At 68.6% G+C, this 24,990-nt stretch carries 22 protein-coding genes and 1 tRNA gene; 9 read left to right on the top strand and 14 right to left on the bottom strand.

Annotated elements, in window-relative coordinates:
• The first annotated feature begins 14 nt into the window (after positions 1-14).
• Positions 15-1,490: an NADP-dependent phosphogluconate dehydrogenase gene (gndA, locus tag FB562_RS01450; protein WP_281284316.1), complete on the top strand. Its 1,476-nt coding sequence runs from the start codon at positions 15-17 to the stop codon at positions 1,488-1,490.
• Between the two features lie 380 nt (positions 1,491-1,870).
• Here the strand turns inward: gndA and FB562_RS01445 are convergent, their stop codons facing one another.
• Positions 1,871-3,112 carry an APC family permease gene (locus FB562_RS01445; RefSeq protein ID WP_141879519.1) on the bottom strand — a complete coding sequence of 414 codons (1,242 nt, stop codon included), beginning with the start codon at positions 3,110-3,112 and terminating at the stop codon, positions 1,871-1,873.
• Positions 3,113-3,194: 82 nt separating this feature from the next.
• Between FB562_RS01445 and FB562_RS01440 the strand changes: the two genes are divergently transcribed.
• Together FB562_RS01440 and FB562_RS01435 are read left to right on the top strand one after the other, a co-directional pair.
• Positions 3,195-4,121, top strand: a complete 927-nt coding sequence (locus FB562_RS01440; RefSeq protein WP_141879518.1) for a Ppx/GppA family phosphatase — start codon at positions 3,195-3,197, stop codon at positions 4,119-4,121.
• Between the two features lie 136 nt (positions 4,122-4,257).
• Positions 4,258-4,629, top strand: coding sequence for a hypothetical protein (locus FB562_RS01435; protein ID WP_141879517.1), 372 nt, complete (start codon positions 4,258-4,260; stop codon positions 4,627-4,629).
• A gap of 80 nt (positions 4,630-4,709) precedes the next feature.
• Here the strand turns inward: FB562_RS01435 and FB562_RS01430 are convergent, their stop codons facing one another.
• From FB562_RS01430 to FB562_RS01420, 3 genes are all read right to left on the bottom strand, one after another.
• Positions 4,710-5,687: a ribose-phosphate diphosphokinase gene (locus tag FB562_RS01430; RefSeq protein ID WP_141879516.1), complete on the bottom strand. Its 978-nt coding sequence runs from the start codon at positions 5,685-5,687 to the stop codon at positions 4,710-4,712.
• Between the two features lie 31 nt (positions 5,688-5,718).
• Positions 5,719-7,161 carry a bifunctional UDP-N-acetylglucosamine diphosphorylase/glucosamine-1-phosphate N-acetyltransferase GlmU gene (gene glmU / locus FB562_RS01425; RefSeq protein ID WP_141879515.1) on the bottom strand — a complete coding sequence of 481 codons (1,443 nt, stop codon included), beginning with the start codon at positions 7,159-7,161 and terminating at the stop codon, positions 5,719-5,721.
• Between the two features lie 238 nt (positions 7,162-7,399).
• Positions 7,400-7,471: transfer RNA gene (locus tag FB562_RS01420), tRNA-Gln, on the bottom strand.
• Positions 7,472-7,561: 90 nt separating this feature from the next.
• Between FB562_RS01420 and FB562_RS01415 the strand changes: the two genes are divergently transcribed.
• Positions 7,562-8,053: a MarR family winged helix-turn-helix transcriptional regulator gene (locus FB562_RS01415; protein WP_141879514.1), complete on the top strand. Its 492-nt coding sequence runs from the start codon at positions 7,562-7,564 to the stop codon at positions 8,051-8,053.
• Between the two features lie 88 nt (positions 8,054-8,141).
• Here the strand turns inward: FB562_RS01415 and FB562_RS01410 are convergent, their stop codons facing one another.
• The 5 genes from FB562_RS01410 to FB562_RS01390 form a co-directional block, all read right to left on the bottom strand.
• Positions 8,142-8,507 (bottom strand): TraR/DksA family transcriptional regulator, encoded by a 366-nt coding sequence (locus FB562_RS01410; RefSeq protein ID WP_141879513.1) that lies wholly within the window; start codon positions 8,505-8,507, stop codon positions 8,142-8,144.
• Between the two features lie 81 nt (positions 8,508-8,588).
• The gene (locus FB562_RS01405) at positions 8,589-9,248 is read right to left on the bottom strand and encodes a methionine ABC transporter permease (RefSeq protein ID WP_141879512.1); all 660 of its coding nucleotides are present in this window, start codon (positions 9,246-9,248) and stop codon (positions 8,589-8,591) included.
• On the bottom strand, positions 9,248-10,288 hold the full coding sequence (locus FB562_RS01400; RefSeq protein ID WP_141879511.1) for a methionine ABC transporter ATP-binding protein: 1,041 nt from the start codon (positions 10,286-10,288) through the stop codon (positions 9,248-9,250). The genes FB562_RS01405 and FB562_RS01400 overlap by 1 nt, the downstream gene beginning before the upstream one ends.
• Positions 10,289-10,376: 88 nt before the next feature.
• Positions 10,377-11,360, bottom strand: coding sequence for a MetQ/NlpA family ABC transporter substrate-binding protein (locus tag FB562_RS01395; RefSeq protein ID WP_141879510.1), 984 nt, complete (start codon positions 11,358-11,360; stop codon positions 10,377-10,379).
• Between the two features lie 285 nt (positions 11,361-11,645).
• On the bottom strand, positions 11,646-13,439 hold the full coding sequence (locus tag FB562_RS01390; protein ID WP_141879509.1) for an ABC-F family ATP-binding cassette domain-containing protein: 1,794 nt from the start codon (positions 13,437-13,439) through the stop codon (positions 11,646-11,648).
• A gap of 570 nt (positions 13,440-14,009) precedes the next feature.
• Here FB562_RS01390 and FB562_RS01385 point away from each other — a divergent pair.
• Positions 14,010-14,960, top strand: a complete 951-nt coding sequence (locus tag FB562_RS01385) for a DUF559 domain-containing protein (RefSeq protein ID WP_141879508.1) — start codon at positions 14,010-14,012, stop codon at positions 14,958-14,960.
• 706 nt (positions 14,961-15,666) lie between these two features.
• Here the strand turns inward: FB562_RS01385 and FB562_RS01380 are convergent.
• From FB562_RS01380 to metG, 5 genes are read right to left on the bottom strand one after another with little or no spacing between them, the layout of a single operon-like run.
• Positions 15,667-16,602: a 4-(cytidine 5'-diphospho)-2-C-methyl-D-erythritol kinase gene (locus tag FB562_RS01380; RefSeq protein WP_141879507.1), complete on the bottom strand. Its 936-nt coding sequence runs from the start codon at positions 16,600-16,602 to the stop codon at positions 15,667-15,669.
• A gap of 44 nt (positions 16,603-16,646) precedes the next feature.
• Positions 16,647-17,189, bottom strand: a complete 543-nt coding sequence (locus tag FB562_RS01375) for a hypothetical protein (protein ID WP_141879506.1) — start codon at positions 17,187-17,189, stop codon at positions 16,647-16,649.
• A 39-nt stretch (positions 17,190-17,228) separates the two neighbouring features.
• Positions 17,229-18,089, bottom strand: a complete 861-nt coding sequence (rsmA, locus tag FB562_RS01370; RefSeq protein WP_141879505.1) for a 16S rRNA (adenine(1518)-N(6)/adenine(1519)-N(6))-dimethyltransferase RsmA — start codon at positions 18,087-18,089, stop codon at positions 17,229-17,231.
• On the bottom strand, positions 18,086-18,967 hold the full coding sequence (locus tag FB562_RS01365) for a TatD family hydrolase (protein ID WP_141879504.1): 882 nt from the start codon (positions 18,965-18,967) through the stop codon (positions 18,086-18,088). Before FB562_RS01365 ends, rsmA begins: the two co-directional genes overlap by 4 nt.
• Positions 18,964-20,556 carry a methionine--tRNA ligase gene (gene metG, locus FB562_RS01360; RefSeq protein WP_141879503.1) on the bottom strand — a complete coding sequence of 531 codons (1,593 nt, stop codon included), beginning with the start codon at positions 20,554-20,556 and terminating at the stop codon, positions 18,964-18,966. Before metG ends, FB562_RS01365 begins: the two co-directional genes overlap by 4 nt.
• A 160-nt stretch (positions 20,557-20,716) precedes the next feature.
• Here metG and FB562_RS01355 point away from each other — a divergent pair, with 160 nt between their 5' ends.
• The 4 genes from FB562_RS01355 to FB562_RS01340 are packed head-to-tail and all read left to right on the top strand — an operon-like array spanning position 20,717 to position 24,868.
• Complete coding sequence (locus tag FB562_RS01355) at positions 20,717-21,505, top strand: DeoR/GlpR family DNA-binding transcription regulator (protein WP_141879502.1); 789 nt, start codon at positions 20,717-20,719, stop codon at positions 21,503-21,505.
• A complete protein-coding gene (locus tag FB562_RS01350) occupies positions 21,502-22,515 on the top strand; it encodes a 1-phosphofructokinase family hexose kinase (RefSeq protein WP_141879501.1) in 1,014 nt (337 codons plus the stop codon). Before FB562_RS01355 ends, FB562_RS01350 begins: the two co-directional genes overlap by 4 nt.
• 2 nt (positions 22,516-22,517) lie before the next feature.
• Complete coding sequence (locus tag FB562_RS01345) at positions 22,518-24,557, top strand: PTS fructose transporter subunit IIABC (RefSeq protein ID WP_141879500.1); 2,040 nt, start codon at positions 22,518-22,520, stop codon at positions 24,555-24,557.
• A 41-nt stretch (positions 24,558-24,598) separates the two neighbouring features.
• Positions 24,599-24,868 carry an HPr family phosphocarrier protein gene (locus FB562_RS01340; protein WP_141879499.1) on the top strand — a complete coding sequence of 90 codons (270 nt, stop codon included), beginning with the start codon at positions 24,599-24,601 and terminating at the stop codon, positions 24,866-24,868.
• Positions 24,869-24,990 lie beyond the last annotated feature (122 nt).

Here is a 24,990-nt window from a genome sequence, read left to right as displayed (position 1 = left end):
CAACACCCCCAATCCTGAGGAGCACAACCGTGGCCGAAACCGGCGCAGCACAGGCAAACATCGGTGTAGTCGGGATGGCGGTGATGGGCTCCAACCTGGCCCGCAACCTCGCCAGCCGCGAAGGCAACACGGTCGCCATCTACAACCGCTCGTGGGAGAAGACCCAGACGGTGCTCGACGAGCACCCCGAGGCCGGCTTCGTCGCCGCCCACGACTACGCCGAGTTCGCCGCCGCACTGCAGAAGCCGCGCGCGGCCATCATCATGGTCAAGGCCGGCGGGCCCACGGATGCCGTCATCGACGAGCTCGTGAAGGTCTTCGAGCCGGGCGACATCATCGTCGACGGCGGCAACGCGCTCTTCACCGACACCATCCGCCGCGAGAAGGCCGTTCGCGAGACGGGCATCAACTTCGTCGGCGCCGGCATCTCCGGTGGCGAGGAGGGCGCGCTGCTCGGCCCGTCGATCATGCCCGGCGGCAGCGACGAGTCGTGGGTCACCCTCGGCCCCATCCTCAGGTCCATCGCCGCGGTCGCCGACGGCGAGCCCTGCGTCACCCACGTCGGCCATGACGGCGCCGGCCACTTCGTCAAGATGGTGCACAACGGCATCGAGTACGCCGACATGCAGCTCATCGCCGAGGCCTACGACCTCATCCGCCGCGGCACAGGCAAGAGCCCCTCCGAGATCGCGGATGTCTTCGCCGAGTGGAACAAGGGCGAGCTCGAGAGCTACCTCATCGAGATCACGGCAGAGGTCCTCCGCCAGGTCGACGCGAAGACGGGCACACCGCTCGTCGACGTCATCCTCGACCAGGCCGCAGCCAAGGGAACCGGCGCCTGGACGGTGCAGACCGCACTCGACCTGGGCATCCCCGTCTCCGGCATCGCCGAAGCCGTCTTCGCCCGCTCGCTGTCGTCGAAGCCGGCCCAGCGCGCCGCGGCATCCGCCCTCCCCGGCCCGTCGTCCGACGAGTTCCAGGTCGACGACGTCGACGGCTTCATCGAAGACGTGCGCCAGGCGCTGTACGCCTCCAAGATCATCGCCTACAGCCAGGGCTTCGACGAGATCGTCGCCGGCGCCGAACAGTACGGCTGGGACATCAAGAAGGGCGAGATCGCCAAGATCTGGCGCGCCGGATGCATCATCCGCGCCCGCTTCCTCAACCGCATCACGGAGGCCTACGCCGAGAACCCGGGCCTCGTCGCCCTCGTCACGGCGCCGTTCTTCACCGACGTCGTCTCGAAGGCGCAGGACTCGTGGCGCCGCGTCGTCGTCGCAGCGACGCAGGCCGGCATCCCCTCGCCCGCGTTCTCCTCGTCGCTCGCCTACTACGACGGCCTGCGCGCCGACCGCCTGCCCGCAGCCCTCGTGCAGGGGCAGCGCGACTTCTTCGGCGCCCACACCTACAAGCGAGTGGATGCCGAAGGCACCTTCCACACGCTGTGGTCGGGCGACCGCACCGAGATCGAAGCAGAAGACACGCACTGACGCTCGTTTGTGCAAGACAGCCCCGGCCGACTCCTCGCGAGGCGGCCGGGGCTTTCTCGTTGCCGCTGGCGTTGGCTGCTGGCGTTGGCTGCTGGCGTTGGCTGCTGGCGTTGGCTCGCCGCCGCCGATGTGCGCAGGAATGAAGGAGAAGTCGACCCGGGCTGCCCCAGACCTCCTCGATTCCGCGCTGAAAGCAGAGAACCTCCTTCATTTCGGCTCGGGAAGGCGAGGGGAGGCGAGCGGAGGCTACCGGCGGGAGGGGCTCGGGGGAGAGGCGCGCGGAGGGCGACCGACGGGGGCGCGGGGAGCGGGGAGGCGCGCGGAGGGCTACCGGCGGGGCTCGGGGAGGCGAGCGGAGGCTACCGGCGGGAGGGAGAGGGCTAGCGGCGGGAGGCGCGGCGCTGGCGCAGTGCCCTGAGGGCGAAGCCGAGGGCCAGCACGGCCGCCGTCACCACGATCGCCGTGAGCGGCAGCGAGAACGCAAGCAGGAGGCATCCGGCGACCCCCAGCACCTGCAGCGTGCGAGGCAGCCAGCGCTCCCCCGCAGGCTGGCGCAGAGCCGACAGGTGCGCGATCGCGTAATAGGCGAGCACGGCGCACGACGAGAACCCGACCAGGCGGGCGGGGTCGAGAAACAGGATGCCCGCAACAGCGATCACCGCGAGGGTCGCCTCCGCGACGATGGGCGCGTGTGTGCGCTCCGAAACCCGGGCGAGCGGCCCGGGCAGATCGCCGCCGTCGGCCATCGCGAGGGCTGTGCGGCTGAGACCCGCGAGGATGCCCGCAAGCGACCCCAGGCAGGCCACGCCGGCGACCACCCGGATGAGCAGCTGCCATCCGGATCCGCCACCCACGGCATCCGCAAGCGGCGAGACGCTGCCCGCCAGCCCCTGCGGGCCGAGCACCGACATGAGCGTGCCGCCCACAACGAAATAGATGACGAGCGCCACAGCGAGCCCGGCGATGATCGCGCGCGGCAGGGTGCGTCGCGGATCACGCACCTCACCCCCGAGCGTCGCCATGCGCGCATAGCCGGCGAAACAGAAGAACAGCAGCGCCGCAGCCTGCAGGATGCCCCACGGCCCCGCATCCGACGGCGCCGACACGATGGGGGCCAGCTGCTGCGGCACCGCCTGCGCCGCAATCATGAGCAGCGTCACGGCGAGACCCGCCAGCACGACCACGACGATCACCGTGCTCACCGTCGCAGTGCTGCGGATGCCCGCCGCATTGATCGAGGCAAGCACCAGAACCGCCACCACGGCGACGAGGCGCGCCTGCTCCGGCCACAGATACGACCCGGCGATGAGCGCGATCGCACCGGCGGACGCCGTCTTGCCACACAGGAACAACCAGCCCGCCGCGAAACCCGTCCACGGGCCGACCGTCGCCCGAGCGTAGGCATAGGAGCCACCCGAAACGGGGTGCGCCATGGCGAGCTGCGCCGTGCTGAGCGCGTTGAGCACGGCAACAACCGCCGCGACCAGCAGCGCCACCAGGAGCAGCCCGCCCGCCGCCTCCGCCGCAGGCGCCCACGCGAAGAACACGCCCGCGCCGATCATCGACGCGAGCCCGACCATCACCGCGCCGCCCACACCGAGCTGCCGCTTCACCTCACCCATGGCGCACACCCTAGCCCTCCCATGTGAACTCGGCGCGCGCCGCGCATCCGCCCACCCCACACCGCGGCGGTAGTGTTCAGCCATGCGATTGGGAGTGCTCGACGTCGGATCCAACACGGTTCACCTGCTGGTGGTGGATGCCCACCCCGGCGCGCGCCCCGTGCCCATGTCATCCGACAAGGCGGTGCTGCGCCTCATGCGCTACCTCGAGGCAGACGGCTCCATCAACGACGACGGTGTGACCGCCATCATCGACGCCGTGAAAGCGGCGGCGCAGATCGCCGAACGCAGCGCACTGGACGAATTCCTGCCCATGGCGACGTCCGCCATCCGCGAGGCGACCAACGGCCCAGAGGTGCTCGACCGTGTCGCCGCCGAGACAGGCGTCACCCTGCGTGTTCTCACCGGCGAAGACGAGGCCCGCCTGACCTTCCTGGCGGTGCGCCGCTGGTACGGCTGGTCAGCCGGCAGCATCCTGCTCTTCGACATCGGCGGCGGCTCACTCGAGATCTCACTCGGCGCCGACGAATACCCGGACCTCGGCCTGTCACTGCCCCTCGGGGCTGGACGCTCCACGATCGAATACCTGCACGACGACCCTCCCACCCAGAAGCAGCAGGATGCGCTGCGACGCCACGCACGCAGAATACTGGAAGAGGCGCGCAGCCGCTTCGACGGGCTCCCCTCCCCCTCCCACCATGTGGGCTCCTCCAAGACCATCCGCTCGCTGGCAAGACTCGGCGGGATGGTCGCGCCCGGCATCGGAGACACCGAACGCAGCCTGCTGCGCCGCACCCAACTCGACGACTGGGTGCCGCGCCTCGCCCGCCTCAACGCGGCATCCCGGCCCGAACTGCCCGGTATCACCACCGACCGCACCTTCCAGATCGTCGCCGGCGGCATCGTGCTGCGAGAAGCGATGTCCGTGTTCGGCGTCAAACAGCTCGACGTGTCGCCCTGGGCGATGCGCGAAGGCGTCATCCTGCGGTACCTCGACCAGCTGGAGTGACGCGGGGCGCCGGTCTCGAGACTGTCGCGCCAGATTACTGGTCGACTCGCTCCGCGAGATTCCTCATGCACTGCCGCTACGCGCCACTGCACCTCGACCAGCGGGAAAGGCCAGCCACCGGTGAGAGGATGGGGGCGTGAGCGATGACAGCACCCCGCGCGAACTCGACGAGTTCGAGCCCTTCCAGCCGCGGCCGATGCGCAGCCGCACGCGCACATGGGTGCTGCGCACCGTCGTGCTGCTTGCCGTGCTCGCCCTCGTTCTGCCCGGCGTGATCACCACCATCAGCATCGCCGGCAGCAACGCCGCCCGGGCGTGCGCGTATCTGGTGTCCATTGCCGAGCCGAGCGCCCACGCAACCGAAGTGCACTTCGAAGCATTCGGGCCGGGCGGCCTCGGCTGGGAATGCTACGCCGTCGACCCATTCGACGCCGACCACCACATCGCATCGCTCGGGCTCATCCCGGTAGCCCCGGGCATGCGACAGGTGCCGACCTCAAACAGCTGAGGCGCCGCAGACGGGTTGCACGCACGGCAGGTCTCGAGACTGTCGCGCCAGAGCGCGACACCTCGACCAGCGGGTGGGCGCTACGCGGCTCCGTCGAACATGCTCGTCACGGAGCCGTCCTCGAACACCTCGTGGATGGCGCGCGCGATCAGCGGGGCGATCGGCAGAACCGTCAGGCGATCCCAGCGCTTCTCCTCCGGCACCGGCAGGGTGTCGGTGACGACGACCTCGTCGATGAAGTCGCTCTGCAGCACCTCCGTCGCCGGGTCGGAGAACACGGCGTGCGTCGCCGCAACCACCACATTCTTTGCACCGTTGGCCTTGAGCGCCTCCGCAGCCTTCGCGATCGTGCGGCCCGTGTCGATCAGGTCGTCGACGAGCAGGCAGGTGCGCCCCTCAACCTGGCCGACGATCTCATGCACCGACACCTGGTTCGGCACGAGCGGGTCGCGGCGCTTGTGGATGATCGCCAGCGGCGCGCCCAGTTTGTCGCTCCAGATGTCGGCAACACGCACGCGGCCCATGTCGGGCGAGACCACGGTGAGGCTCACCGGTTCGAGCTTCTCCTTGAAGTATTTCAGCAGCACCGGCATGGCGAACAGGTGGTCGACGGGGCCGTCGAAGAAGCCCTGGATCTGTGCCGCGTGCAGGTCGACGCTCATGATGCGGTCGGCGCCGGCCGCCTTGAACAGGTCGGCGACCAGTCGGGCCGAGATCGGCTCACGCCCGCGGCCCTTCTTGTCCTGCCGCGCGTACGGGTAGAAGGGGGCGACGACGGTGATGCGCTTAGCGGACGCGCGCTTGAGCGCATCCACCATGATCAGCTGCTCCATGAGCCATTCGTTGATCGGCGTCGTGTGCGACTGCAGCACGAAGGCGTCGCAGCCTCGCACGCTCTCGTCGTATCTGGCGTAGATCTCGCCGTTCGCGAAGGTGCGGGCATCCGTGTGCACCAGTTCGGTGTCGAGTTCGGCCGCGACGTCGACGGCCAGCTGCGGATGGGCGCGGCCCGTGACCAGCACGAGTCGCTTCTGTCCGTTGACGGTGATTTCGGACAAGTGCCGCTCGCTCTCTGCCGGGGACCGACGTCTAGGCTTCGCTCGGGCTGTCGTCGGTGGCCGCAGCAGCAGCATCCGCCGCCGCCGTGCCCGGACGATTCGCCTCGACCCAGCCTTCCATGTTGCGCTGTGAAGCCGCAGTGATCGCGAGCGCACCGGCGGGCACATCCTTGCGGACGACCGTTCCGGCGCCCGTGTAGGCTCCGTCACCGATTCTAACGGGCGCGACGAACACGTTGTGCGACCCCGTCCTCGCATGCGAGCCGACAACGGTGCGGTGCTTGTTCACACCGTCATAGTTGGCGGTGATCGTGCCGGCGCCCACATTCGATCCGACGCCGACCTCGGTGTCGCCGATGTAGCTCAGGTGCGGCACCTTGCTGCCCTCGCCGATCTGCGCGTTCTTCGTCTCCACGAAGGTTCCGATCTTGCCGTCGGCGCCCAGATGGGTGCCCGGTCGCAGGTAGGCGAAAGGCCCCACGGATGCGCCGGCGCCGATCACCGCGAGCGTCGCGTCGGTGCGCTTCACGACGGCGCGCTCCCCCACCTCGCAGTCGAGAAGGGTCGTGTCGGGGCCGATGATGGCGCCACGCTCGATGGTGGTCGCACCCTTCACCTGTGTGCCCGGCAGCAGCTCCACATCCTCCGCCAGCGTCGCCTTCACATCGATCCACGTGCTCGCCGGATCCAGAATGGTCACCCCGGCCAGCTGCCAGCGGCGCACGATGCGCGCATTCAGCTCGCGGGCCGCAGCCGCCAACTGCGAGCGGTCATTGATGCCCGCCACAAGCCAGGGGTCGTTCACCGCCATCGCCTCGATACGGCCACCCGACGCGCGGATGCCCGCCGCGGCATCCGTCAGATACATCTCCCGCTGCGCGTTGTCGGTGCCGATACCCGCAAGCGCCGACCGCAGCCGCGCAGCATCGAACACATACACGCCCGCATTCACCTCGGTGACGGCCAGCTGCTCCTGCGTCGCATCCTTGTGCTCCACGATCGCCTCGAACAGGCCATCGGATGACCGCACGATGCGACCGAAACCGCTCGGGTCATCCAGATGCGCCGACAGCATCGTCAACGCGTTGCCCTCATGCTGGTGCGCCGACACGAGCGACCGCAGCGTCGCCGCATCCAGCAGCGGAACATCCGCGCTCAGAACCACCACGCGGCCCTCGAAGCCCTCCGGCAGCGCCGCCAGCGCCACCTCGACCGCGCGGCCCGTGCCCGGAACCTCATCCTGATCGACGATCACCGCATCCGGAGACAGCTCCAGAACGGCGGCAGACACCGCATCCCGCTCATGCCGCACGACCGCAAGAACATGCGCCGCACCCAACTCCTGGGCCGTCGACAGCACATGCCCCACCAGCGAAACGCCCGCCAGAGAATGCAACACCTTCGCCTTCGACGACCTCATGCGGGTGCCCTGGCCCGCCGCCAGGATGATCACGGCAAGAGACTGGTCAGTCATGGGGGCTCCTTAGGGAAGCAACGAAACGGATGCCTTAACGCTAGCGGCGACATGGCGGGTTGAGTAACGAGCGCCAGCGAGTGGATCGAATCGAGGTCGATCACGAGTGAGGTTTCGAGACGGCCTCGCCGAAGGTCCTCCTTCGCAGGCTCAGTCGGCGCTGGGGTCGCGCAGCCGCTCCGCGCCTGCCCATAGCTCCACCGCGCTCCTCAACCAGCAGGTTGCGATCGACCCGCAGCTCCGCCTCCAGGATTCGAACCTGGTCCTAACAGTTCCAAAGACTGTCGTGCTGCCGTTACACCAAGGCGGAAAACGCCCACCTCACGGGCGGCGCGGTAAACAAGTCTGCCAGATGCGACACGGTGCGACCGCAAGGGAACCCGACCGCGATAATGGTGGGATGCCCGAACATGACGAAGTCGACCGCATCGTCGGCGCGTGGGAGCGCGAACGCCCCGACCTCGACTTCGCCCCCATGCAGGTACTCAGCAGGGTCGGCCGGCTCTCACGCCACCTCGACCGTGCCCGCCGGGCCGCATTCACCGCATCCGAACTCGAATCGTGGGAGTTCGACGTGCTGTCCGCTCTCCGCCGCGCCGGAGACCCCTACCAGCTGAGCCCCAAAGCCCTGCTGCAGCAGACCCTCGTCTCATCGGGCACCATGACGAACCGCATCGACAGGCTTGTGCAGCGCGGCCTCGTCACCCGCCGCACCGACCCCAACGACGGTCGCGGCATCCTCGTGTCGATGACAGCGCAGGGGCAGGCGCGCGTCGACGCGGCCATCAGCGAACTCATGCAAGCCGAGCGCGCCATCCTCGGGCACCTCGCGCCCGCAGAGCAGGAACGTCTGGCCGGCCTGCTGCGCAAACTCAGCCTCGACTTCGACTGAGGCGCGCCGGTTTCGAGACGGTGCGGAGTCACCCGCTGGTCGAGGTGGTGCGGTCTACCGCGCCAGTCTCGAGACCAGCCCGCCCGCGTCACCCCACCAGCGACGCGCAGTCGATGCAGAGCCGCGCATACGGGCGCGCCTCCAGCCTGGCCTCCGCGATCGGGCGGCCGCAGCGCTCGCACACGCCGAAGCTGCCGTCGTCGAGGCGGCCCAGCGCTGCGTCGATGTCGGCCAGCCGCTGCCTCGACTGCTGCAGCAGCGCATCCGACTGCGAACGCTCGAACGCCAGGGTCGACCCCTCCGGGTCGTGCTCGTCGTCGCTGTTCGAATCCTGCCGCGCGTCGACGATGAGCCGGATGTCGTCACCCAGCCCCGCCATGAGCCGCACCGTATCGTCGCGCGCCTGCGACAGGGAGACCCGGAACCGGGCGAGCGCAGCATCCGTCAAGGGCATGGCTCCAGTATCGCCCGAGCGGCTGGGGTTGCTCGCGGGCGCGGTTTCGAGACGGCACTTCGTGCCCCTCAACCCGCGGGTTTACCGCCGCAGCGCCTTGCGCGCGAGCGTGTTGCCCAGCCACTGCACGAGCTGCACCAGCACGATGATGATGAGCACCGCGGCCCACGTCACGGCCGGGTTGAACAGCCGGTAGCCGTACTGGATGGCGAAGTTTCCGAGGCCGCCGCCACCCACGTACCCGGCCACCGCCGACATATCGACGAGCGCCACGAAGATGAACGTGTAGCCGAGGATGAGCGGGCCGAGCGCCTCAGGGATGAGCACCGTGAAGATGATGCGCAGCGGCCCCGCCCCCACCGAGCGGGCCGCCTCGATGACGCCCGGCTGCACGGTGAGCAGGTTCTGCTCCACGATGCGGCTGATGCCGAACGCGGCCGCCAGCGACAGGGTGAAGATGATCGCGTTGTTGCCGATCCCGGTGCCCACGACGACGCGGGCCAGCGGTTGCGCCGCCGCCAGGAAGATGATGAACGGGATCGGCCGAAACACGTTCACGAGCACATTCAGGATGCTGAAAACGGCCCGGTTCTGCAGGATGCTGCCCTGCCGGGTCGTGTACAGCCCGAGGCCGATCAGCAGCCCGCCGATGCCACCGAACAGCAGCGACAGGCCCACGATGAACAGCGTCTCGTAGCTGGACTTCCACAGCAGCGGCAGCAGATTCACGAGCTCATCCATCAGCGCACCTCCGTCACGGTCACGAGATCTCGCACAGCCGACAGCGCCGACTCGACCGACGCATCCGGGCCCGTCAGGCTCACCGTCAGATGCCCGAAGGTGCGGCCCTGGATGTCGTTGATGCCGCCGTATATGAGTTCGAAGCCGACACCGCCGCTGCTGAGCGCCTGGAAGACCTGCGACTGCGAAACGGCGGCGCCGGCATCCGCGTCACTGAACGACAGCGTCACGATGCGGCCCGGATGCTTCGCCCGCAGAACCTCCAACTCGTCAGCTTCGGGTACCGCCCGCACGACCGTCGAGACGAACCTCTTCGTCGCATCCGACTGCGGCTTCGAGAAGATGTCGAACACGTTGCCCTGCTCGATGACGCGCCCCGAGTCCATGACGGCGACCCTGTGCGCGATCGAACGGATCACCTCCATCTCGTGCGTGATGACGACGATCGTGATGCCGAGCTCCTCGTTGACCCTCTTCAACAGTTCGAGCACCTCGCGCGTCGTCTCCGGGTCGAGCGCGCTCGTCGCCTCATCGGCGAGCAGGATGCTGGGATTCGTGGCGAGCGCCCGCGCGATACCGACGCGCTGCTTCTGCCCGCCCGAAAGCTGATCGGGGTAGCTGTGCGCCTTGTCGGCGAGCCCCACGAAGTGCAGCAGCTCCGAGATGCGCTGCTGATGCTGCGCCTTCGGCACACCCGCAACCGTCAGCGGGTACTCGACATTGCCCCACACGGTGCGCGAATTGAACAGGTTGAACTGCTGGAACACCATGCCGATTCCGAGCCGGATGCCGCGCAGCTGCTTCTCGCGCAGCCGCGTTAGATCCTGCCCCGCGACGACGACACTGCCCGAACTCGTGCGCTCGAGCGCGTTGATCAGACGCACGAGCGTGGACTTGCCCGCACCCGAGTAGCCGATGATGCCGAAGATGTCGCCCTCCTCGATGTCGAGGCTGACGCCGTCAAGCGCGAGGAGCGGCTGCTCGCCGCGCGTTCGGGGAGGGAACGACTTGCTGACGTCGCTCAACTGGATGATCGGCATGGCTACTCGAGATCTCTCATTGCGAAGGCCCAGAGGCACCGGCGGTGGTCTGCCGGCGCCCCTGGGCGCGGGGATGCGTCAGCGCAGGTCAGCCCTGCGCTGCGACGTCCGACTGCACCTTCGCCAGCGAGGCGACGAGGTCAGCCACGGGCGTCTTCAGCGTCACCGCGGTGTCACCGGAGACCTCGATCAGGCCATCCTGCACCGACTTCGTGTCCTGGAAGATCTGCACAAGCTTCAGGTACAGCTCGTTGTCCTTGTCATCGGCACGCGCCGCGAACACGTTCACATACGGCAGTGCGTTGGGGTCGGTGGGGTCGTCCTTCGCGATCGCGTCCGAGAACTCGAGACCGGCATCCGCAACGAAGTCGTTGTTGAGGATTGCGGCGGCGACATCGGGCAGCGAGGTTGCGGTCAGCGCCGCCTCCAGGGCAGTCACCTTCACCTTCGAGTTCGCCTCGTCGATGTCAGCGAGCGACGAGAAGATGCTGCCGCCACCCTTCAACTCGACCAGCCCCGCCGACTGCAGCACAAGAAGCGAGCGCGCGAGGTTGCTCGGGTCATTCGGAACGGCCACCGTGGAACCCTCAGGGATATCATCCACCGAGTCATACTGGGTCGAGTAGAGCGCGAGCGGGTAGATGGCGGTCGCACCGATCGGCGTCAGATCCTCACCGGCATCCTCGTTGTACTGCGCCAGATAGACGATGTGCTGGAACTGGTTCAGATCCAGCTCACCCTCCGTCAGCGCCGGGTTCGGCAGCGGGTACTCACTGAAGTTCACCAGCTCGATACTGATGCCCTCATCGGCGGCCGCGTCCTTGTACAGCTCCCAGTACGGGTCGGATGCGCCGACAACGCCGATCTTGACAGGATCAGCAGCAGAACCCTTGCCCTCGGTGATGGCATTGTCGCCGGCACCGCCGCCATCCGCGTTCGACGAGTTCGCGCCGTTCACGGCGACAACGATGCCGACGACAACCGCGATGACAACGACAACGGCCGCCGCGATGAGCGCATACAGGCCGCCGCGCTTCTTGGGCGCCTCAATGAGGGGAGTGTTTCCGGACATGGTGAAACTGCCTTTCGGATGCTGTGGTGGGGTGCGAAGAACGCGTGCAACAAGCTTGAACTCCGCAACGCCGCAACCGAAATCGCATGACGGTGTGTGACTTCACGCAGCGTCACAGTTGCTCGCGGGCGCGGTTTCGAGACGACCTCGTACCTCGACCTCCTCAACCGGCGGGACCATCCGCTGGTCGAGGTGCAATGGCGCGAAGCGGCATTGCATGGGGACAGCTCGCGCAGCGAGTCAGCCAGCGGTCTACGGCGCCAGCCTCGAGACCAATGCGCCCCGCTACCCCTCGAGCAGGTCCGTGAGTTCCAGCCAGCGGGTCTCCAGCTCGGCCGCCTGGCCGTCGAGCTCCGTGAGCTCCTTCGACAGCTCGCCGAGCCCCACATAGTCGTCCTGGTCGTGGCTGGCCATCTTGGCGTGCACGGCCGCGATCTTCTCGCCCGACTTCTCCAGCCGGCGGCCCACCGAGGCGAGCTCCTTCTGCGCGTTGCGCAGCTCCGCACCGGACAGGCCGGCAGGCTTCGCGGGGGCCGCAGAGCCTGCAGCCTTCGTGGCCGCGGAGCCCGCAGCATCCGTCGACTGCCGCACCTTCAGGTACTCGTCGACGCCGCCCGGCAGATGCCTGAAGTGCCCGCCGAGCACCGCGTACTGCTGGTCGGTGACCCGCTCAAGCAGGTACCGGTCGTGGCTGACGACGAGCAGCGTGCCCGGGAACGAGTCGAGCAGGTCCTCCATGGCGGCGAGCATGTCCGTGTCGAGGTCGTTCGTCGGCTCATCGAGGATGAGCACATTCGGCTCGTCGAGCAGGATGAGCAGAAGCTGCAGGCGGCGCTTCTGGCCACCGCTCAAATCTTTGATGGGCGTGCTCAGTTGCGCACTGTCGAAGCCGAGCCGCTCCAGCAGCTGGCCCGGCGTGACCTCCTTGCCGCCCGCAACATATGAGCTCTTCTGACGCCCGATGACCACGCGAACCGGCTCGTGAGCAATCGCGGTGAGATCGTTCAGCTGCTGGTCGAGGATGGAGATCTTCACCGTCTTGCCGCGCTTCACCCGGCCCGTGGTCGGCTGCACGCTGCCGGCGACAAGCCCCAACAGCGTCGACTTTCCCGCGCCGTTGACGCCCAGGATGCCGGTGCGCTCGCCCGGTGCGATGCGCCACTCCACATCGCGCAGCACCTGCTTCTCGCCGTACGAGACGCCCACCTCGAGCAGGTCCACGACATCTTTGCCGAGCCGCTGCATCGCCATCGACTGCAGGCTGATCTTGTCGCGCACGGGCGGCTCATTCGCGATCAACTCGTTGGCCGCGTCGATCCGGAACTTCGGCTTCGCCGTACGCGCGGGCGCACCGCGCCGCAGCCACGCCAACTCCTTCTTCATCAGATTCTGGCGCTTCGCCTCGGTGACGGATGACATCCGGTCGCGCTCGACACGCTGCAGAATGTAGGCCGCATAGCCGCCCTCGAAGGGCTCGATGATGCGGTCGTGCACCTCCCACGTCGTATTGCAGACCTCATCGAGGAACCACCTGTCGTGGGTGACGACCAGAAGGCCGCCCTGCCCCGCCGGCCAGCGCCGCTTCAGATGCTCGGCCAGCCAGGCGATGCCCTCCACGTCGAGGTGGTTGGTGGGCTCATCCAGGAACACCACGTCCCAGTCGCCGACGAGCAGCTTCGCGAGCGCCACACGCCTGCGCTGGCCACCGCTCAACTCACCAAGTTTCGCCTCCCACGGGATGCCGCCCAGCAGGCCCTCGATGACGTCACGGATGCGCGCATCCGACGCCCACTCGTACTCCTGCTTGTCGCCCACAATGGACTCGCTGACGACAATCGAATCGTCCAGCTCATCGGCCTGATCGAGCATGCCGATCTCGACGCCCCTGCGCACGGTGACGCGGCCATCATCCGGCTGGATGCGCCCCGCCAGCAACCGCATGAGGGTCGACTTGCCGTCGCCGTTGCGGCCGACGATGCCGACCCTGTCGCCCTCGTCAAGCCCGATCGTCACAGAATCGAAGATGACGCGCGTCGGATATTCGAGGTGAAGGGACTCTGCCCCGAGAAGATGTGCCACGTATGACGACACTACCCGCTCGGGCGGGCCGGCCCCTGTGCGCCCGATCCCGGGCCGGGCCTCCCGGCACGCTCCTCCCCTCCCACTCTGGCTCGCGCACCCTCCCCACCCGCTCCCACCCACTCACTCTGACTCGCGCACCCTCCCCACCCGCTCCCACCCACTCACTCTGACTCGCGCACCCTCCCCACCCGCTCCCACCCACTCCTCTTCGCCGAGACTGCACGTATCGCACGCTTCCGCGCCCAAACCGTACGATTCGCGTACTCTCGCCGAGCATCCGGCTCACCCGACACACCCGCCACCCGCCCCGCACCTCCCGCGCGGGACGGCCTCCACCCCCCTCTTCGCCGAGACTGCACGTATCGCACGCTTCCGCGCCCAAACCGTACGATTCACGTACTCTCGCCGCGCATCCGCCCCACCCGCACTCTCACCGAGCATCCGCCCCACCCGCACTCTCTCCTCTTCGCCGAGACTGCACGAATCGCACGCTTTCGCGCGCAAACCGTACGATTCGCGTACTCTCGCCGAGCATCCGCGGGGCCTGTGGATAACCTTCCCGGGCGGATGCCGAACTCCGCAACCATGGGGGCATGTCGAAGCCCCCTACTGCTGCCCACACCCCTGCGCGGGCGCGCGTTCACCCGCCGCGAAGCCCGCGAGGCCGGCCTCAGCGAGCGACGCATCCGCTCACCGCAACTCGTGCGGCCATTCCACGGCGTGCATGTCGACGGCGAGGCCAGCGAACCACGGCACAGGATCAACGCCTACAGACGACGGATGCTCGAAGCGCAGCACTTCAGTCACACAACGGCGGCCACCATCCACGGAATGCCGTTACCGCTTGCGCACGACAACGCGCCGGCGCTGCATGTGAGCGCTGACCCGGGTGCGGGGTTTCCGCGGGCGGGCGGCGTGATCGGCCACCACGCGAGTGACCTCGCAACGGTCGTGACGGTCGACGGCATCCCCGTCACATCGGCGGTCGACACGTGGTGCGAGCTGTCGACGATCCTCGACGTCGACGACCTGATCGCGATCGGCGACTTCCTCATCACCGGCGACGAGCCGTACTCGGGCATTCCGCCGCTGGTGACGGTCGGCGAGCTCGAGGCGGCTGTGCTTGCGAGGGCGGGGCGCCGCGGCATCCGGCGACTCATCGAAGCCTTCGAGCAGGTCTGCTACGGGGCCATGTCGCGGATGGAAACACTCACCCGGCTGCTCCTCGAGCGTGGTGGCCTGCCGCGGCCCGCCCTGAATCATCGAATCTTCGGACCGCACGGCGCGCTCATCGCGATGGTCGACCTGGCGTACGTCGAGCAGAAGATCGCGGTCGAATATCAGGGCGAACACCACCGGGAGAAGGAGCGCTTTCGGCTCGACATCACCCGGCGAGAACGCATCGAGGATGAGGGCTGGACGGTCGTTTTTGTCTCAGCCGACGACATCCTGCGCGCGCAGCACGAGACGCTGGTGCGCATCCGGTCTCGCCTGCGCTCTCGCGGCGCACAGCTCTGAGCAGTTCTCGCGCCGAACACCCCGCCGAAAGTACGCGAATCGCACGGTTTGAGCGCGAAAGCGTACAATACGTGCAGTCTCGACGAGATGGGGAAGGCTCGCGCGTGTGGAGGGGCGGGTGGCGGCAGCGTCTGGTGGGCCGGATACTCCGCGAGAGTACGCGAATCGCACGGTTTGCGCGCGAAAGCGTGCGATACGTACAGTCTCGACGAAGGAGAGAGTGCGGGTGGGCCGGATGCGCGGCGAGAGTACGCGAATCGTACGGTTTAGGCGAGAAAGCGTGCGATACGTACAGTCTCGACGAAGGAGAGAGTGCGGGTGAGCCGGATGCGCGGCGAGAGTACGCGAATCGTACGGTTTGCGCGAGAAAGCGTGCAATACGTGCAGTCTCGACGAAGAAGAGAGTGCGGGTGAGCCGGATGCTCGGCGAGAGTACGCGAATCGCACGGTTTGCGCGCGAAAGCGTGCAATACGTGCAGTCTCGGCGAAGAAGAGAGGGTGGGCGCCGGGTGGGCGCGAGGGGCGAAGGCAGGGCGGTCCGGCGCGCGGGGCCGGCGCGCGGGGCCGGCGCGCGGGGCCGGCGCGCGGGGCCGGCGCGCGGGGCCGGCGCGCGGGGCCGGCGCGCGGGGCGGCGCGCGGGGCCGGCGCGCGGGGCGGCGCGCGGGGCGGCGCGCGGGGCGGCGCGCGGGGCGGGCCCCGGCGGCGCTCAGTCGGCGATGAGGCGGGCGCCGTGCACGGGGCCCGTGGCCCGCAGCACTTTGAGGCGGGCCGCGCTGAGCGCCACCTGCAGTTCGAGCGCACTGTCGAGGTCAGCCGCGAGGAATGCGACGGTCGGGCCTGAGCCGGAGATCATGCCGGCGAGCGCGCCGTTCTCCTCGCCCAGTTCGATGATCGATGACAGCCCCGGTTCGAGGTGCAGGGCGGGCGCCTGGAGGTCGTTGTGCAGCACGGAGGCGAGCATGACGGGGTCGCCGGCTCGCAACGCCTGTAGCACCGCCATGTCGACGTGCGGCTGCACTTCTGCCGGAAAGATGTCCTGCGCGTGCCGTTCGCGGTGCCGGTCGAGTTCGCTGTACACGCCGGGGGTGCTCATGCCGAAGTCGGCGAGCGCGAGCACCCAGTGGAACTGCCCCTTCGCGAGGGCGGGGCTCAGCTGGTCGCCGCGGCCGGTGCCGATGGCTGTTCCGCCGGTGAAGGCGAAGGGGACATCCGCGCCCAGCTGGGATGCCAGCGAGAGCAGCTCTTCGCGGCCCAGCTCGGTGCCCCACAGGGCGTCGCAGGCGACGAGTGTGGCCGCAGCATCCGCCGATCCGCCGCCCATGCCGCCGGCGATGGGCACGTTCTTGTCGATCTCGAGCCGCACCCCGCCGCGGAAGTCGGCGACCCGCGCCAGCAGCCGTGCCGCCTTGATGGCCAGGTTGGAGCCGTCGGTGGCGAGCCCGGAGGTGTCGATCGATCCGCCGAATGCGACAGAGAAGTCGTCTGCCGGGTACGCCCGAACATCCTCGTACAGCGATACGGCCTGGTAGGCGGTGGCGAGGTCGTGGTAGCCGTCGTCGAGGAGTGCCCCCACTTTGAGGAACACGTTCAACTTGCCTGGCGCACGAGCGTGCGTCATTCGGGGCGAGCCGGACGTCGTCATGGAATAAACCTATCCGAACGCCCTGTCTGCGGATGACGCAGCCGCTACTCCCCGAAGCGCTGCAGCACGGTGGCGAGTTCCGTCTTGGCGCCGTCGAGCGCATCCTCTGTCGCCAGTCTGGTGCGGGTCGCGGCAACTCGCGCCCTGCCGACGGTTCCGATGGCGGCGGGGCTCACGGTGACGAGCACGCCTGTTCCGTCGGGCAGTGACCAGCGGGCGGTCGGATGCTTCGCGGCCCTGCTGATGCTGACGGGGGAGCTGCCCAGATGGTCACTGAATATTGTGATGGCTTTCTCGAGCACGCTCTGCAGTTCGCCGTCGACGGTCGTGCTGGAGCCGGCCACGAAGGTTCCGTCGGCTTGTTGGCCGGGGGCGCGAATCCCGCGTGCCTGCTCGTAGCCGACGGTTATTCCCTGCGCCCACCACGCGTCGACGCCGTGTTCACGGTGGAGCCATTTAGCGATGTCTGGGTGTGGCCAGGTGGCGGCATTCTCGGCGTCGAGGAGCGCGTGCCATTCGCCACGGGTCTTGCCCGTGGCCGCGATCAGCCTGGTGTCTGAAACGTTGCTTCCCGAAACAGCGGCCATAGGGTCACCATACGCGCGCTTGCGACGCCGGTCGAGGCTTCAGGCGCTGCGGGCGATGCGCAGGAAGTCGTGCACGGTGAGCTGTTCGCCGCGCTGCGTGGGGGCGACGCCTGCCGCCTCGAGCCGGGCGGATGCTTCGGCCGAGCTTCCGAGGACTCCGGAGAGCGATTGGCGCAGCATTTTGCGCCGCTGTCCGAACGCCGCATCGACGAGGGCGAACACGGCGACGCGTTCCTCCTCCGTGCCGAGCTCCTGCTCGCGCCGCGTGAAGCCGACGAGGATGGAGTCCACGTTGGGCACCGGCCAGAACACCTGCCGGCTGACGAGCCCTGAGGTGCGCCAGTGCCCATACCAGGCGGCTTTCACGCTGGGGCTGCCGTAGATCTTGCTGCCCGGTTCGGCGGCGATGCGCTGGCCGACTTCCGCCTGCACCATGACGAGGCCGGATGTGATGAACGGGAAGTGTTCGAGAAAGTGCAGCAGCACGGGCACGGACACGTTGTATGGCAGGTTCGCGACGAGGGTGGTGGGTTCGCCGGGAAGTTCGGTTATCGTCATCGCGTCGTGCAGAACGACCGTGAGGTGAGCATCCGGCTGCAGGGCGTCGACGGTGAGCGGCAGCTGGCGGGCCAACCGCGGGTCGATCTCGACGGCGGTGACGGCCGCGCCTGTCTCGAGCAGCCCGAGGGTGAGCGAGCCGAGCCCCGGCCCGACCTCGACGACGGGGTGCTCGCCGGTGACGCCGGCGGCCTTGACGATGCGCCGCACCGTGTTGGCGTCGATGACGAAGTTCTGCCCCAGCTTCTTGGTCGGCTGAAGGTCGAGCAGTTCGGCCAGGTCGCGGATCTCGGCGGGGCCCAGGAGGCCGGACGAGGTTACGGGTTTCTGCTCGCCGCTCATGCGATTGGGTGCGGCGGCAGGCTGCTGACGGGCGGCGTGCTCACAAGGTCGGTGTCCCAGCTGCCGTAGACGGCCTCCGTGTTGGATGCGATCTGCGCGGCCAGCAGCGACGGCTCCGTGCCGATGTGCTCGGCCATGAAGCGCAGCGTCACCGGGATCAGGTACGAGGCGTTGGTCCTGCCGCGGTGCGGCGCAGGGGTCAGGTAGGGGGCATCCGTCTCGATCAGGATGCGATCCCGCGGCGCCGCCTCGAGCGCCTCGCGCAGATTGGGCGCGTTCTTGAAGGTGACCGTTCCGGCGAACGACAGGTACCAGCCGTTGTCGGTGCACAGCCGCGCCATGTCGGCATCGCCGGAGAAGCAGTGGAAGACGGTGCGCTCCGGTGCACCGACACGCAGCAGCGTCTCGATGACGGCGTCGTGCGCGTCACGGTCGTGGATCTGCAGCGCCAGGCCGTGCCGTTTCGCGATCTCGATGTGCGCCTCGAAGGAGCGGAACTGGGCGGCACGCCCCTCCTCCCCCGTGCGGAAGAAGTCGAGCCCCGTCTCACCGACGGCGCGCACACGCGGGCGGCCCGCCAGCTCGTCGATCTCGGCCAGTGATGCGTCGAGGGTGCCCGCTGCCTCAAGCTCGGGAGCATCGTTCGGGTGGATGGCGACGGCGGCGAGCATCCGCGGCTCCCGTGCCGCCATCTCGGCCGACCATCGCGAGCTGGCGACATCCGTGCCCACCTGCACGACGCCGCGCACGCCGACGCTGCCGGCCAGGTCGAGGGCCTCGGAGTAGTCGAGGCGCGAGCCGTCGCCGCCCATCTCCAGGTGGGTGTGGTTGTCGTAGACGGGCACGGTGAGTGCCTCGGGCGGCGCCGGGTAGCTCATCCTGCGGCGGTCTCCTGCGCCGGGGCGTCCTGCTCGATGCGCGGGAAGAGCGCGGCGAGCGTGCCCATCTTCTGGCCGGGCTGCAGGATGCCCCAGCCACCGGCATCCGTGATCTTCTGTTCGTCGACGGCCGTGTCGAAGCCGAGCGCCGCCCACAGTTTGGCGGTCGCCTCCGGGATCACCGGCGACAGCAGAACGGCGAGCGCGCGCAGGCCCTCCGCCGTCGTGTACAGCACGGTGCCGAGGCGTTCGCGGGTCTCCTCCGACTTGGCGAGCACCCACGGCTCCTGCAGGGTGATGTAGCCGTTGAGCTCGTCGACGATGGTCCAGATCGCCTCGATGGCTTCATGGATGGCGAGGCGCTCGATGGCGGCATCGGCTGTTGTGGCGGCATCCGCGACGGTCTTCTGGATGCCCAGCTCGGCATCCGTGTAGCTGCCGGGGGCGGGCACGACGCCGTCGAAGTACTTGTTGATCATGGCGATGACGCGGGATGCGAGGTTGCCGAAACCGTTGGCCAGCTCGGACTGGTAGCGCGCCGAGAGGTCCTCCCAGCTGAAGGAGCCGTCCTGCCCGAAGTGGATGGCGCTCATGAAGTAGTAGCGGAACGCGTCGACGCCGAATGTGTCGGTAATGTCGCTGGGCGCGATACCCGTGAGCTTCGACTTGGACATCTTCTCGCCGCCGACGAGCAGCCAGCCGTGGCCGAACACGCGCTTCGGCACGGGCAGCCCGGCCGCCATGAGCATGGCCGGCCAGATGACGGCGTGGAAGCGGGCGATGTCCTTGCCCACGAGCTGCACGGCGGGCCAGCGGCGCCGGAAGTTCTCGTCGTCGGTGCCGTAGCCGATGGCGGTGATGTAGTTGAGCAGCGCGTCGAACCACACGTACAGAACGTGGCTGTCATCCCACGGCAGCTTGACGCCCCAGTCGAAGCTGGAGCGCGAGATCGACAGGTCGCGCAGCCCCTGGCTGACGAACTGCACGATCTCGTTGCGCACCGACTCGGGCTGGATGAAGTTGGGGTTGCTGCGGTACAGCTCGAGCAGCGGCTGCTCGAAGTCGCTCATCCTGAAGAAGTAGTTGGTCTCCTTGAGCACCTCGACGGGCTTGGAGTGGATGGCGCAGACCAGCTGCCCCTCGTACTCGCCCGTGCCCGGCACGAGGTCGCCCGGCTGCTTGTACTCCTCGCAGCCGACGCAGTAGTGGCCCTCGAATTCGCCCTGGTAGATGAAGCCGTCGGCGTAGAGGCGCTGCAGGAACAGCTTGACGCCGTCTTCGTGCCGCTGGTCGGTGGTGCGGATGAAGTCGTCGTTGGAGATGTTGATGGTCTCCAGCAGCGGCTTCCACGCCTCCTCGACGAGCTTGTCGGCCCATTCCTTGGGGCTGACGTCGTTGGCAACGGCGGTGCGCAGGATCTTCTGACCGTGCTCGTCGGTGCCGGTGAGCAGCCACGTGTCGTCACCCGACTGGCGGTGCCAGCGTGCCAAAACGTCGGCCGCGACCTCCGTGTAGGCGTGCCCGATGTGGGGCACATCGTTCACATAGAAGATGGGCGTGGCGATATAGAACGGCGTGCCGGAGGACATGGTGTCCATCCTACGATTCACGGCGGTGCATTACGGATGCCTCGGCGCCGCGATGTGGGAATGTGTGGCATTTACTTGCAAAGCCACAGAAGCGGGCGTACTCTCTCATAAACGCAGGCTCGGGATCACAGAACCCGGCACGGATGTCGAAGGAGACGCGATGTACGCAGAGGAGCGCCAGCAGCTCATCGTCACCCGCCTCGAGGCCGCCGGCCGCGTCTCCGTGGCCCCCCTCGCATCCGAATTCGACGTCTCGAACGAGACCATCCGGCGCGACCTCGACCAGTTGGAGGCCAAAGGCCTCGCCCGCCGGGTGCACGGCGGTGCGGTGCCCGTGAGTCGCATCAGCCTCGCCGAGGAGAGCATCGACAGCCGCCGGATGCTCAACACGGGCGCGAAGGAACGAATCGCCCGCGCCGCGATGGCATTCATCCCGGGCTCGTTCAGCGGCGCCGTCGCCATCGACGCCGGCAGCACGACGGGGCTGTTCGCGCACACGCTCTCGCAGTGGACCCCGGATGCCCCGCAGCAGTCGATCGTGGTCATCACCAATTCGATTCTGATCGCCCAGGCCGTCAACACGAACCCGCATGTGGAGGTGCAGCTGATCGGCGGCCGCCTGCGCACCATCACGAGCGCGGCCGTGGGGCCGACGGCGCTCGCCCAGCTTGCCGGGCTGCGCCCCGATGTGGCGTTCATCGGCGCGAACGGGGTGCATGCAGAGTTCGGCTTCAGCACGCCCGACGCCGATGAGGCCGCCGTCAAGTCGGCCCTCACACACGGTGCGCGCCGCGCGGTCGCGCTCGTCGACGCCTCCAAGCTGGGTGGCGAGACGCTCGTCTCCTTCGCCGCGCTCGGCGACGTCGACACGCTCGTGACCGATGGTGCCCCGGATGCGGAACTCACTCAGGCACTGCAGGAATCCGACGTCGAGACGGTGATCGCATGATCGTCACCGTCACCGCGAACCCGAGTCTCGACCGCACGATCGAGCTCGGCTCGGCCCTCGCCCGCGGCGAGGTGCAGCGGGCTGTTGCCTCGCACGAGCAGCCCGGCGGCAAGGGCGTGAACGTGTCACGGGCGCTCATCGCGAGCGGCCTCGACACGGTCGCCGTGCTGCCCGGCGACGCCTCCGACCCGATGCTGGTCGCGTTGCGCGCCGAACGCATCCCCATCGCCAATGTGACGATCGCCGGCCGGGTGCGCTCCAACGTGACCGTCACCGAGCCGGACGGCACGACGACGAAACTCAACGAGCCCGGCCCGACGCTGGGCCCCGCGGATGAGGCGGCCCTCATCGACGTGATCGTCTCGCAGGCGAAGCGCGCGGAATGGCTCGTGCTGGCCGGCTCGCTGCCGCCCGGTCTCTCCCCCGACTTCTACGCACGGGTGGTGACCGCCGTGCGCGCGGCATCCGACGGTACCCCTCCTCTCATCGCGGTCGACTCCTCGGGCGCGCCCATGCTGGCCCTCGTGGAGTCGGGCGTCGGCGTCGACCTGGTGAAGCCGAACGGCGAGGAACTGGCGGAACTCGTCGGCGGCGATGCCGACGCGATCGAGGCGGACCCGCGACTGGCAGCATCCGCGGCCCGCCTGCTCGTCGAACGCGGCTGCCGTGCCGTGCTCGCGACACTCGGCGGCAACGGCGCGGTGCTGGTCACCGCTGACGACGCCTGGCACGCCACCATGCCGCCCATCGTGGTGCGCAGCACCGTCGGCGCGGGCGACTCCTCGCTCGCCGGCTACCTGTATGCGCAGCAGCGCGGCGCCTCGCCCGAGGGCAGGCTCGCGCAGGCGGTCGCCCACGGCGCCGCGGCAGCAGCGCTCGCCGGCAGCACGGTGCCGACTCCGGGGCAGACGCGACCCCACGACGCGAGCGTCGCCCCTCTCACCTCTCCCAGCTCGCTCACCTCTCGCAGCACGACCACCCCCACCCCTTCCACCGACACCAAGGAGTAGCAATGACGTCACTCATCACCCCGCAGCTCGTACTGCTCGACACCGACCTCGGAACCGAACGCGAAGGCGTCATCCGCGCGCTCACCTCGCTCGTCGCAGAACAGGGCAGAGCCACGGATGCCGCGGCGCTGTTCGCGGATGCGTGGGCGCGCGAGCAGAAGACCGACACCGGCGTGCCCGGTGGCATCGCCATCCCGCACTGCCGCTCGGAGGCCGTCACCGAGGCGACACTCGTGTTCGCCCGGCCGCGGCCCGCCGTCGACTTCGGCGCATCCGACGCCCCCGCCGACCTCATATTCCTCATCGCGGCACCCGCCGGCGCCGACCAGCAGCACCTCGTGCTGCTGTCGACGCTCGCCCGCTCGCTCGTCGTCCCCGAGTTCGTGGCCTCGCTGCGGGCCGCGGGCAGCGCAGAGGAGGTCGTCGCCATCGTCGACGGGGCGCTCGCACCGGCGCCCGCCGAATCGGGCCAGCCCGAAGCATCCGCTCAATCTGAGGCATCCGCCTCACCCGCAGCCCCGGATGCCCAGGGTCGCCCCAGCATCGTCGCCGTCACCGCGTGCCCCACCGGCATCGCGCACACCTACATGGCAGCCGACGCCCTTGCCGCCGCCGCCAAGCGCGCCGGGGTCACCCTGCACGTCGAGACGCAGGGGTCCGCCGGCGCGAAGCCGCTCGACCCCGCCGTGATCGCCGCAGCATCCGCCGTGATCTTCGCCGTCGACGTCGACGTGCGCGACCGCGACCGCTTCGCCGGCAAACCCCTCGTGCAGGCACCCGTCAAACGAGGAATCGACGCGCCCGACGCCATGATCGAGGAGGCCGTCGCCGCAGCATCCGACCCGAACGCGGCGCGCGTGAAGGGCAGCAGCGGCTCCGGTGCCGCCAAAGAGCCGACGAACAAGGACGAGCACATCGGCCAGACGCTCAAGCGTTCGCTGCTCACCGGCGTCAGCTACATGATCCCCTTCGTCGCCGGCGGCGGACTGCTCATCGCGCTCGGCTTCCTCATGGGCGGCTACGACATCACGGATGTCGCAGGCAAGGTCATCCTCGAGAACAGCCTGTGGAACCTGCCCGACGGCGGCGTGCTCGCCTACCTGGGCTCGGCCGCATTCAGCATCGGCGCCGCATCGATGGGCTTCCTCGTACCCGCGCTCGCCGGCTACATCGCCTACGGCATCGCCGACAGGCCCGGAATCGCGCCCGGCTTCACCGCCGGCGCCGTCGCCGGACTCATGGGTGCCGGCTTCATCGGCGGCATCATCGGCGGCCTGCTCGCCGGACTCGCCGCCTGGTGGCTGGGCAGGCTCGACACCCCCAACTGGCTGCGCGGGCTCATGCCGGTCGCCGTCATCCCGCTGCTCGCATCCATCTTCGCCTCAGGCCTCATGGTCGTACTGCTCGGCGGGCCCATCGCGGCGCTCAGCACCGGACTCTCCGACTTCCTCAGCGGGCTGACCGGGGCATCCGCCATCGCGCTCGGCCTCATCCTGGGCGCCATGATGGGCTTCGACCTGGGCGGCCCCGTCAACAAGGTCGCCTACTCCTTCGCCGTCGCCGGCCTCGGGGCGGGCACCATCGCCAACCAGTCACCGTGGATGATCATGGCCGCCGTCATGGCCAGTGGCATGGTCGCACCACTCGCCATGGCACTCGCCTCAACCGTGCTCGCCCGCCGCCGATTCACCCCCGTCGAGCGCGAGAACGGCAAAGCCGCCTGGCTGCTCGGCGCATCCTTCATCTCGGAGGGCGCCATCCCGTTCGCCGCCGCCGACCCGCTGCGCGTCATCCCGGCGAGCGCCATCGGCAGCGCCATCACAGGCGGCATCATCATGGCCGCCGGAGTCACCTCACAGGCACCACACGGCGGCATCTTCGTGTTCTTCGCCATCAACAACATCGCCATGTTCGTGGTCGCCATCGCCGCAGGAGCCGTCGTCATGGCGCTGCTCGTGATCGCGCTCAAGCGCTGGGTGGTGCGCCGGCCCGTCGAGGCGCCCGCCTCGGCGCCCGCCTCGGCACAACCCGCCACAGTCTGACCCCTCACACCCCGCGACAACCCCCAGAAGAAGGAACCGTCATGCCGGAACGCACCGCAGTCATCGCCAGCAGCGTCGGGCTACACGCCCGCCCCGCCACCCTGTTCGTGAACGCCGTCACAGAGCAGGCGGTGCCCGTCACCATTCGCAAAGGCGACGGACCCGCCGGCAACGCGGCGAGCATCCTCACCGTCATGGCGCTCGGCGCAGCGAAGGGCGAGACGGTGACGCTCGCGGCCGAAGGCGACGGCGCAGACCAGGCGCTCGACACGCTCGTGGCGCTGCTCGAGACAGACCTCGACGCGAGCTGACGGCGCGGAGGGTTTCGATACACTCCTTCGTCGTTACTCAACCCGCCGAGCCGACCTCGCGGGTTGAGTAGCGAGCGCCAGCGAGGATACCCGCGGGTTGAGTAGCGAGCGCCAGCGAGCGT

The organism is Homoserinimonas aerilata, assembly GCF_006716125.1.
GTDB classification, from domain to species: domain Bacteria; phylum Actinomycetota; class Actinomycetes; order Actinomycetales; family Microbacteriaceae; genus Homoserinimonas; species Homoserinimonas aerilata.
Note: the sequence above shows the minus strand (reverse complement) of the source record. Positions and strands in the feature narration are given on the sequence as shown.